Below are 10,098 nucleotides of genomic sequence, written 5' to 3' on the forward strand. Positions count from 1 at the left end.
ACTTCTTAGCAAAATAATACAAATAAGTCGGCTCGCTTGTGCCGTCGGGTTTTTCGCTTTTTGTGAAATAGCCTTTATTGTCTTTATCGAAGCAAAAACCCTCGCCTTGTGGCTCATTTTGATAAGGTAGCAACTTATCTCGATTGCGTGAAAGCGTAGTGGCTATGCTTTCACCGCTTCTTCTAAACCAATAGTATATCGCATCATAATTTCTGAGTACAATCTCTTTTCCATCGCTCGAAATTCCGCCACTGGTAATAGCAAAAAAAGGAATCGCCTGCACGAATTTTGCCGTCTGCATTTCAGTAGTTGATTGCGGATAAGGCAATTGATAAATTCTTACGTTAAACTCTCGTTTCGTAACGATGTAAATATCTTTGGTGGCGGGGTCGAGCAAAATACATTCGGCATCTCGGCTTCCATCAGGGTACTGAAAAGCTATTCTATCAAAACTGGTCACTTGTTCAGAAAGTGATTGCGGTTCTAAAAAACGATAAATGAAATATTGATTATTGTAGGCGGCATTATTATCGCCGATTTCGGCCAAATAAATGTAGTTTTTGCCATTTTCTGGCCCAACACCAATACTTATATCTTCCCAATCACGATTTGGGAAAGGCATTTGGATGTTTCCCTTATATTCTCCCGAATGTGAAAACTGATGTAAAACATTAGGGTTATCACCATCTTCTTGTATCCAAACATTGCCTGGCATACTTCTACTATCAGCCACGCCCGATGCTTCATTGGCAATATTACTCGGAAATAGCGAGCTTTTGGGGGTAGTTTCAAAATTAGGAATTGTTTCGGTAGGTGTGGGCGTTGGCGTAGGTTTTTTTCCAAACCAATCGCACGAACTAACTGTGAAAAGAATGATTGAACAGAAAATGGATATCCGCATTGTGGGGTTATATTTTGGGTTCGGCTATTGGGTATATCTTCAGAAAGACGGTTTTTAGTATTTAAAGGTTGTAATCAACATCAAAAATCAATTTTCTGACTGCGAAGCGATTTTTTTTCGCCATCAATTTTCTTCGTTTTCAAGCGTTTTTCTACCACTGCTTGTGGCGTTTTAGAAGGAATCCGCTTCTTTTTTTCGTGAAAAGCTTTTTCTAAAATTTTGTAGAACTTCTTTACAACCAGTTCTTTATTCTGTAATTGGCTACGTTTTTCTTGTGCTGTAATTGCTAAAACCGTTTCCTGCACCAACTGACTTTGTAGTTTTTCAAGAAGCCTCGTTTTTTGTTCATCAGTCAGTAGGGTAGAGTTGGCAATATTGAATCGTAACTCTACTTTTGTTTCTACTTTATTTACATTTTGCCCACCAGGCCCGCCACTGCGGGAGGTCTGAAATTCAATTTCGGGCAGAAAATCTATTGTTTTTATATCTATTTGCATTGTTTTTATGTTCTTACAATGTAATTTTTTCTTGTTGCTCAAGCAATTATTCTTGCTTACAAAAGAAAAACTTCATTGCCGTCTGCTTTAGCTGACGGATACTGATAATTATTTCCCAATTGACTTTAGTCAAAATAAATGTTTGGACTAAAGTCCAGTTTGATAAACTTTACTAAACCGTCAGCTAAAGCAGACGGCAATGAATAATTTTATGCAAACTGTGAACAGTTGATTGTGCACTTTTCAACCCTGTACAACAGTTCCAAGCAAGCCCGCAATCTTCTTAATGACCTCTTTTAATTGCATCATTTTTACTAAAATTTGGTCTTGCTCTTCGTAGCTTTGGGCTTCCAAAAGCTGATTCGAGAGCTTCGTCATGTCAGACTCATAACGAGTCTTTTTTAGCCTTAGTACGTTCGTGTAGGCCAAGTCGGCCAATTTATCAGTTTCCGATGGAATATAAATTTCTTTCTTTAACCAATTTTCACTCAGTTGGTGTGGCGTTGAAAGCCAGTTTATTACCTGTTGTTGAATCTCACTATCTTGGTGGCTCGTGAAATGTGAAGTATCAGGAATCTGATGGTTTTGATAAAATTCTCGAAAAATCGACAAAATTTTCTGATACGTTGGCGTTTCAAAAACCATATCTCTGATTTCGTTGAAAATATAATCTGTCAACGTAAAATCAATATTATCAACTACATTTCGGTCTAAAACGTGCGTGCCATAACAAACCAAAAGCCTAATACATTCTTCTTCTTGGTAGGAAACCGCCGAGCGTTGTGTCTCAGTTTTTTCAACAGGAAAACTGGGCGAAACTTCCGGACGCTCAACCAAAACATCTAAATCGCCCACTTGCTGAGGTTGTACTCGATTTTGGCGTTGACGGTCTTTTTCGGCATCGTTTACTTTTTTGAGCGAAATTTTGTTTCCTTCCGTAATCAAAATTTGCTCTTCGATTCCCATCAAATTGGCTACTTCTTGATAAAAAACCGAACGTTTGATAGAATCAGGAATCTTAGAAATTGTCTCGACTAATTCCTTAATTACCTCTGCTCGTTTGATTGGGTCGTGACCGACATCTTTGAGTGAAATCTCAGTTTTGAAACGAATAAAATCCTTTTGGGTTCGCTGCACGTATTCTTTAAAAGCCTGACTGCCAACTTTTTGAATAAAACTATCGGGGTCATCGCCATCTGGAAAAACTACAGCTTTTACGTTTAGTCCTTCTTCCAAAATAATATCAATTCCACGTAACGAGGCCTTGATACCAGCGGCATCGCCATCGTAAAGCACCGTGATATTATTCGTAAAACGCCTAATTAACTGAATCTGCTCTTTGGTAAGTGATGTCCCCGACGAAGCCACTACATTCTCTACACCCGACTGGCTCAACGAAACCACATCGGTGTAGCCTTCTACCAAATAACAATTATCTTCTACACGAATCGGATTTTTGGCTTGCTGAATACCATAAACGATATAACTTTTGTGGTAAACGGCCGTTTCGGGCGAGTTGAGATATTTGGGTGCGTTCGGGTCTTTTTTCAGAATCCTCGCCCCAAAGGCAATCGGTTTTCCGCCTACATTATGAATCGGGAAAATGACTCGTCCTCTGAATCTATCAATGGGGTCTTTGCCTTCTTTTACAATCGAAAGCCCTGCTTTTTCGAGAATATCTATCGAAAAACCATTTTTCATGGCGTGTTTCGTAAACGCATCCCAACCATCGGGGCTATAGCCCAGCTCAAATCGCTGAATGGTTGTATGGTTAAAGCCACGTTCTTTAAAATAACTCTGCCCGATGCTTTGTCCTTCGGGGCTTTTCCAAAGTTGGTCTTGGTAGTATTTATTGGCAAAATCTAAAACTATGTAAAGACTTTCCTTTTCGTTTTGGGCTTGTTGTTCTTCGTTGGTTACTTCTTTTTCGGCTACTTCAATACCGTATTTTTTTGCCAAATGTTTGAGGGCTTCGGGGTAGCCGATGCCTTCGATATCCATCACAAAACGTACCGAGTCGCCCGCTTTGCCGCAACCGAAACATTTGTAGATACCTTTGGCTGGCGAAACGTAAAACGAAGGAGTTTTTTCGTTATGAAAAGGGCAACAGGCTATCATGTTTGCTCCCCGTTTTTTGAGAGAAACGTATTCGCCAACGATTTCGGTTACGTCGGCGGCTTGTAAAATCTGTTGAACTGTTTCTTGACTTATCCGCATATTGCAATTTACTCACTACTTAATCAAAATGACACATTTTGTGCTACTTTTGTTCCGAAAAAAACAAAGGTACGGTGGAATTTTATACTTTTATCAATATTGGCGGAACAATTGCCTTTGCGGCATCGGGTGCTTTGGCGGGAATCCGTAAAAAACTCGATGTCTTTGGGCTGGCCGTAATGGCTTTCGTGACTTCGGTCGGCGGTGGAACAATCCGTGATATTCTGATTGGGCATCTACCCGTAAAGTGGATTCTCGATTCTTCTATTGTGTTGCTCATTGCAGGCGTGACGCTCATCACGGTCTTGTTTAAAAATCGTATTGAGAAATTGGATAAAACGCTTACCTTCTTCGATTCGTTGGGGCTTGGGTTTTTTACGCTCCGAGGAATCCAAGAAGGTATTGCTGTTCATTTGGATATTCCTTCGTGCTTGATTTTGGGTACGATTACGGCTTGTTTCGGTGGCGTGATTCGAGATATTTTATTGAACGAAATCCCGACGCTTTTCCGAAAAGAAATCTATGCTACTGCCTGTATTTTGGGCGGAATTATCTTCTTTTTACTTCAAAAACTCAATATTTCGGCTGAAATTATCGAGGTTATTACGATCCTGACCATTTTCGGAATTAGGCTCATTGCCGTAAAAATGAATATTTCATTGCCGAAAGTTGATTGATTGGTTGAGTGCCATTGTCTGTGTCCTCACAGACAAAAAACGAGGGTTGTCTGTGAGGACACAGACAACGGCGTTATTAATTGGCACAAGATTTGAATAGCTTTCTTCAAAAAAACTAACCATGAAGAAGCTTACTTTCTTCGCAATGGCTTTCCTTATAATCGTGCAGGCAAATTCACAAGATTTGCTTTAAGAGGCATTGCGGCCAATTATTCTCAAACGGGCAGAATCACGCCCAAACTTAGCTATAACCTACATATTTTGTCGGTAGTGAATACTTCGGCGTTAAAAATAGGAGAGAAGAACTTTCCATCAGGTCATGCACATTTTATTCCGCATTTGTTACTGAACTATAAATTGACCGATAAATGGAATGTGGGCGGTGGATATGCCTTCGGCCGACATGATATTTTTGGTTTGCGAGAAAACGAAAATCGGATTGTGCTGCAAACGGCCTATAATTATAAAATTGGGAAACTAACTACCAATAATCGTGGGCGTTTTGAATGGCGTAGCCCGTTGAATCTACAAACGAATGTTCGTTCCGATGCCTCCATTTTTCGTTATCAACTGGGTTTGAATTATCCATTGTATGACACAAAAAAATATAAGCGAGGCTTTTATGCTTTGGCTTCCAACGAAGTGTTTTTGTATCTGAAAGGTGTAACAAATGGCCCAGTTAGCTCAAAAAATGGACTTTTATTATCAGAAAATTGGTCGAATATCGGTTTGGGCTATACGACAGGCAAAAATCGAATCGAAGTTGGATATGGTTTTCAATCGTTGGTCAGAAACAAAAAACAAGATATACGTTTCTTGAATTTGTTGCAACTATCATTCACGACTACTATTAATTGGGATGATGTGCAGTATTGGTATTATTAAGCAGGAGTTATATAAAATTTTTTTCATTTCCCCCGTGCGACGGTCGCTCCTTTTTTCAAGGAGGGTTGTTAAGTTCTCTATTTTTAAAGTCCCTCCCCATCGGGGAGGGATTTAGGGTGGGGTTAAAACGCAACAATTTTACCACATTTTGATGCCTTTTGACCTCACCCCCAGCCCCTCTCCGATTGGAGAGGGGAGCTTTTTTCGAGAACTTAACACCCCTCCTTGAAAAAGGAGGGGAAATTTTTACTTTTTATTAAAATTATTATTTCTTATCTCTTTTCAATCGTGCCAAGTAAGCAAATGTAGTAAGACCCGCTATGAGCGTAATTGCTGAAAGCCCTAAATGTGGAAGTGAGGGTTTTAGCACCCACATAGCACCAATAAACTGCACGATTAGAATGATGTAGAGGAAAGTAGCAATGGCTTTGCGTGGTAATTTACTTATCACAAATGAGCCAAGAGGTGCGAAGAATACCACAAACGGAATACACGATAACCACATTTCAAAAGCTTCTTGCTGAAAGTCTTTGATAACTGCTCCATGAATAAAAAAACCAAGCAGTGTTTCGAGTGTCATGATGATTACCGATGAAGGAACAGCCACTTTTTCGTTGATTCGGTAATAGATAGTCATCAGACAAAACGTGAAAATATTGATTCCCGTGCCAAAAAGCGAAGAAATCATGCCACCGATAAGCCCGAAAAAGACTAATCTGACCATGTCCGAACGCATGAAATTCTGAATTTTATCAAAAACTTCACGTTGGGGTTTTGTGTTTTCGTACCACAATACCAAGCCAAAACTCAGCCAAAGCGACACAAAAAACAACTTTGCCAGTGGTGGCGAAACAAGCGGAACGATATAGTAAGTACCAAAAATAAGTCCGAAAATTCCGCCGAATGTTACGTATTTGATGTAATCCCAGTCAACTTTAATTTTTAGACCTAAGATTAATAATGAAGCCGAAGTCATGCCGATACTCTGAATAGCAAATGCGAAGTTTCGGGCAACGGCTGGCTCTATTTTAAGCAAAAGTGTAAAAACAGGATAAGCGATTGCCGCACTGCCTTCGGGGCTCGAGCCTGCAATAAACGCCCCAAAAATCATAGTAAGTACTGCCGCCCAATGTTTGGCATATACATAAAAACTATTGGTCGAGGTAATATAAAAAGCCCAACAACTCAGCACAATGGCCACGAAGCCGATGTATAAATAAGGGATTTTGTTTTTAGTAGTTTTCTCGACAGACATAAAAAAATATGTTACTTTTGTGAAAGTGATTCACAAATTTAGTCGCAATTATTGGCTTATAAGCATAAATTCTAATGAAAAATATTGAAGAGATTTTGCAGAAATTGCTTGCCGAGCAAGATTTTTTGAAAGAAATGCAGGGAAGAATCGTAGAAAACTATGATATTATGATTCAGAATCAGCAGCAAAATGCCGATAATCATGAGGTGGTGATTCATAACCAGGCCACGATTATTCGTAACCAAGAAATCATTGTTAATAATCAGATAAATATTGTTCGTAATCAGAAGCAAATTGCCCAAAATCAGATTCAATTAGAGGTTATCTTACAAACACAAGCTCAGGTGTTGAATTTATTGAAGAAGATTTCGGGCGAAAACGAAACACTCGAAGCCACGGCTCAATCGATTGAAAATTTGATTTCTGTCAAGCAAGAAAATATGAACTCGAAGCCATTGAATGATCCAAGTTCGCTGTAAATTAAGTTTTAAACTTCGAGCGGCGTATTTTTAGCCATGTAGTTTTTCTTCCAAAAGCCTAACCTGAATCTGTAATGATTTTATTTCCGAATCTTTGCTTTCAACAATCTGCTTAGTCAATTTAAGTTGAATTTGCAGACCTTCTATTTGTTGGCTCAGTAGTTTATTATGGAATTCTAATTGCCTTTTTTCATTGCTGAAATCGGTGCTAGTTTCTTTCGCAGGCTTATTTTTAGCTTTAGAGCCGTGTAATTCTTCTATTTGTTCAAGACTTAATTCCGTGAAATCGGAATTTCGTAAGTCGTCGATATTTATTCCAAAAAAATCACTAATTAATTCACAAACATCTAACGGAGGAAAAGTTTTGCCAATTTCGTAATCTGAAATGGCACTTTTGCTTATCTTTAGTTTTTCTCCTAATGATTCTAAGGTTAATTTATTTTTCTTTCGTAGTGTTCTAAGGTTTGAACCGAATCTTTTTTCCATTATTTAGGAATTTTTGTATTTTATTTCCGAAAATTTGGAATATATTTTAAATGTTTGTTACTTTGTTTTGCAATTTAATCAATTCGTTAAAGATTAAAAAATCTTATTTATTGACCAGTGAATGATTAAATAATGCTGAAAGTTCTTATAATCTTTAAGCACAGACAATTACATTCAAAAGTGTAGCACTCGAAGTCGATGAAAAAACTTTTTTACTTGGGCGTAATCGGGCTAATTTTGTTCGAGTTTCTGAACGTTTATTTCATCATGCCGCTGCCGGGTAGCCAGCGAATACGAAGCATCGACTTAGCGTATTTTCTTTATACTTGGCGTTGGGTGTTTCGTGGGTGCTTTGTTTTGTTGTTGCTCATTGGGGTTCAGAAAGCATTCAAGGCTTCCAAATGGTTTACTTTAGGTGGTTTGGTGTTAGTTTTTGGGGCTATTTATGCGTTTAATTTTCAAATGGCGGCCGATACGATGTTCTATCAGCCACAGAGTTTGCAAATGAAGCCAGCGAAAGCAAATAAAATAGAAAAAGACCGAATTGTAATTGGTATCGAGCTGAACGGCCAAGCAAGAGCGTATCCGATTTTGCTGATTGGCTATCATCACCAAGTGCTTGATACTTTGGCTGGGAAGAAAATAATGGTCACGTACTGCACTGTTTGTCGAACAGGGCGTATTTATGAGCCGATTGTTGGCGGAAAACCCGAGAAGTTTCGCTTGGTAGGCATGGACCATTTCAATGCCATGTTTGAAGACGAAACCACCAAAAGTTGGTGGCGACAAGCCAACGGTGAGGCAATTATCGGAAAGCTGAAAGGGCAAACATTGCCCGAATTATTTTCGGAACAAACGTCGCTCGAAAAGTGGCTTGCTTTGCACCCCAACAGCTTAATCATGCAGCCCGATGAGCATTTTAAGGAAAAATACGATAGCACAGCCAAGTATGAAAAAGGCAAAAGTAGGAGCGATTTGACCCGCACAGATTCGTTATCGTGGAAAGAGAAATCGTGGGTAGTGGGCATTGCAATCGGGAGAGATAGTAAGGCTTTCGATTGGCTTCGATTGAAAAGAGAAAGAGTGATAAACGAACAAGTAGGAGCGAAGGCAATTGCATTGGTTTTGGCGGCTGATGATAAGAGTTTCTTTGCTTTTGAGCGTCCGAGTAAAGACGTGAAATTTCAACTGAAAAATGATACTTTAATTATTAATAATAGAAACGTTGAATTGCAACGATTTACGATAAACGGAAAGGCTGTTGATGGCTCAGAATCGCTTACTAAAGTGAAGGCTTATCAAGAGTTTTGGCATAGCTGGCAGACTTTTCACCCCACAACCCAAAAATATTAAAAAATTTAGCGTAGAAATATGTTGTGCTTTCATCTAAAAAAAGAAAAACTGATTAAAAATTTTGCCTTTTTGGGCGTAATGCTGATAGCATTTTTGTCGTTTAAATGCACCAAAGAAGAAGCCAAACCCGAGCCAGTTATCGTGTCGGCCGATTTTTATAATCGAATGTTGTTTATCGACCAGCAGAGTTATCAGATAAAAACATCTGAGCCTGCCACATTCAAGAAACTGGGGACGAATCCGAGCTTTAATATTTCGGAAACTGGCTTAATTACACAAACAACCGTCAATGTTGTGCATGAAATTGAGGCTACTTGGACGGCCGACGGTTCGAAAACTAAGTTTTTTGTAATGGCAGCCAGCGGAACGGCCGATAAAAATCATTATTTGAGAGGTTGGAAATACATTGAGAGGCTGTACGCTACCGATACAACTCGTGCCATTGTGATTCGTCATGCCGAAGCGATTGTGGGAGTTGACGGTGAAACGCTACCTGCTTCGACTAATTGGTGGACATCGTGCGATAGCAAGCTGGCTCGTCAGTTGAGTGAGAACGGGAAAAAGCAGTCGGAGTATTACGGAACGGTATTTAAGGGCGTGAAAATGCCAATAAAAAAGATATTTTCGAGCGAGTTTTGTAGAGTAAAGCAAACAGCAGAACTCATGAATCTGGGTTTACCTATCACGATTGATAGGCGAATTAATGGTCGTTTTTATAATGTTTCGGGCGTAACACCAGACGTGGGAATGGTCAAGATTTTGGAAGAACAAGTTGCCACAAAACAGCTCTTGATGTTGGCCGCTCATTATGATATTAGTTTAGGAATCTCGAAAATGGGCACGTTTGATATGGCTGATAGTTTTTTTATGAAAATAGGTGCAGATAAAAAGACTGCTTTTCAAGGAATTGTGTCGTATCCGATGTGGCGAGCGTATTATGATATTGAGTCGTCCAAAAAGTAAAACTCAGATTGTAAGTAATTTTTCATCATAGGTTCATAAGACTCTGTATAGCACTTTGTTGTGCAGAGTTTCAAGTTTTTTTCGCTTCTAAATCCATCACCAATATTAAAAAATTGATTGAGAATTACCTGAACTCTACACGTTGATTTACGTGCAGAGTTTTTTTATTTTTTGTTCATAAGGTCGGTTGTCCAGATACAAAAAACGTTGTCAAAGCCTTTGGCACGTTCGCCAAATTTGGCTATCAAATCGCTATCTTCAGCATTCATTTGGAATACTTTTTTCATGAAGTTTTCATCGGCTTTGGCAATAAAATTTTCGTCAACTGCTTTGTTATCAACTAAATATAGAATTTTTTCGGCGTTTCTTAAAGTAGCTGAAATAG

The 10,098-nt window shown here is 39.0% G+C and carries 11 protein-coding genes; 5 read left to right on the forward strand and 6 right to left on the reverse strand.

What is annotated here, in order from left to right:
• The 3 genes from ACOVO2_RS16930 to dnaG all read right to left on the reverse strand — a co-directional run.
• Positions 1-901: PE-PGRS family protein (locus ACOVO2_RS16930; protein ID WP_421771116.1), on the reverse strand; the 901-nt coding region annotated here is incomplete at its 3' end.
• A gap of 80 nt (positions 902-981) precedes the next feature.
• Positions 982-1,398: an alternative ribosome rescue aminoacyl-tRNA hydrolase ArfB gene (gene arfB / locus ACOVO2_RS16935; RefSeq protein WP_421771117.1), complete on the reverse strand. Its 417-nt coding sequence runs from the start codon at positions 1,396-1,398 to the stop codon at positions 982-984.
• A gap of 243 nt (positions 1,399-1,641) precedes the next feature.
• Positions 1,642-3,615: a DNA primase gene (dnaG, locus tag ACOVO2_RS16940; protein WP_421771118.1), complete on the reverse strand. Its 1,974-nt coding sequence runs from the start codon at positions 3,613-3,615 to the stop codon at positions 1,642-1,644.
• A gap of 74 nt (positions 3,616-3,689) precedes the next feature.
• Between dnaG and ACOVO2_RS16945 the strand changes: the two genes are divergently transcribed.
• Entirely contained in the window at positions 3,690-4,292 is a 603-nt protein-coding gene (locus ACOVO2_RS16945; protein WP_421771119.1) for a trimeric intracellular cation channel family protein, read from the forward strand.
• Between the two features lie 270 nt (positions 4,293-4,562).
• Positions 4,563-5,177, forward strand: coding sequence for a DUF2490 domain-containing protein (locus ACOVO2_RS16950; protein WP_421771120.1), 615 nt, complete (start codon positions 4,563-4,565; stop codon positions 5,175-5,177).
• 265 nt (positions 5,178-5,442) lie between these two features.
• Here the strand turns inward: ACOVO2_RS16950 and ACOVO2_RS16955 are convergent, their stop codons facing one another.
• Positions 5,443-6,432, reverse strand: coding sequence for a sulfite exporter TauE/SafE family protein (locus tag ACOVO2_RS16955; protein ID WP_421771121.1), 990 nt, complete (start codon positions 6,430-6,432; stop codon positions 5,443-5,445).
• 74 nt (positions 6,433-6,506) lie between these two features.
• On the opposite strand from ACOVO2_RS16955, the gene ACOVO2_RS16960 reads away from it, so the two are divergent.
• Positions 6,507-6,911 (forward strand): hypothetical protein, encoded by a 405-nt coding sequence (locus ACOVO2_RS16960; protein ID WP_421771122.1) that lies wholly within the window; start codon positions 6,507-6,509, stop codon positions 6,909-6,911.
• Positions 6,912-6,941: 30 nt separating this feature from the next.
• On the opposite strand, the gene ACOVO2_RS16965 is transcribed toward ACOVO2_RS16960, so the two are convergent.
• A complete protein-coding gene (locus ACOVO2_RS16965; protein WP_421771123.1) occupies positions 6,942-7,397 on the reverse strand; it encodes a helix-turn-helix domain-containing protein in 456 nt (151 codons plus the stop codon).
• A 198-nt stretch (positions 7,398-7,595) separates the two neighbouring features.
• On the opposite strand from ACOVO2_RS16965, the gene ACOVO2_RS16970 reads away from it, so the two are divergent.
• Positions 7,596-8,750 (forward strand): DUF3179 domain-containing (seleno)protein, encoded by a 1,155-nt coding sequence (locus ACOVO2_RS16970; RefSeq protein ID WP_421771124.1) that lies wholly within the window; start codon positions 7,596-7,598, stop codon positions 8,748-8,750.
• Between the two features lie 18 nt (positions 8,751-8,768).
• Complete coding sequence (locus ACOVO2_RS16975) at positions 8,769-9,713, forward strand: histidine phosphatase family protein (RefSeq protein WP_421771125.1); 945 nt, start codon at positions 8,769-8,771, stop codon at positions 9,711-9,713.
• Positions 9,714-9,877: 164 nt separating this feature from the next.
• Here the strand turns inward: ACOVO2_RS16975 and ACOVO2_RS16980 are convergent.
• On the reverse strand, positions 9,878-10,098 hold a 221-nt coding region (locus ACOVO2_RS16980), incomplete at its 5' end, for a hypothetical protein (protein ID WP_421771126.1).

The sequence above is a fragment of the Emticicia sp. genome (genome assembly GCF_049241225.1).
Taxonomy (GTDB): domain Bacteria; phylum Bacteroidota; class Bacteroidia; order Cytophagales; family Spirosomataceae; genus Emticicia.

Coding starts and splice junctions, on each gene's coding strand:
- arfB (WP_421771117.1), bottom strand. CDS start 1,398: ATGCAAATAGATATAAAAACAATAGATTTTCTGCCCGAAATTGAATTT.
- dnaG (WP_421771118.1), bottom strand. CDS start 3,615: ATGCGGATAAGTCAAGAAACAGTTCAACAGATTTTACAAGCCGCCGAC.
- ACOVO2_RS16955 (WP_421771121.1), bottom strand. CDS start 6,432: ATGTCTGTCGAGAAAACTACTAAAAACAAAATCCCTTATTTATACATC.
- ACOVO2_RS16960 (WP_421771122.1), top strand. CDS start 6,507: ATGAAAAATATTGAAGAGATTTTGCAGAAATTGCTTGCCGAGCAAGAT.
- ACOVO2_RS16965 (WP_421771123.1), bottom strand. CDS start 7,397: ATGGAAAAAAGATTCGGTTCAAACCTTAGAACACTACGAAAGAAAAAT.
- ACOVO2_RS16970 (WP_421771124.1), top strand. CDS start 7,596: ATGAAAAAACTTTTTTACTTGGGCGTAATCGGGCTAATTTTGTTCGAG.
- ACOVO2_RS16975 (WP_421771125.1), top strand. CDS start 8,769: ATGTTGTGCTTTCATCTAAAAAAAGAAAAACTGATTAAAAATTTTGCC.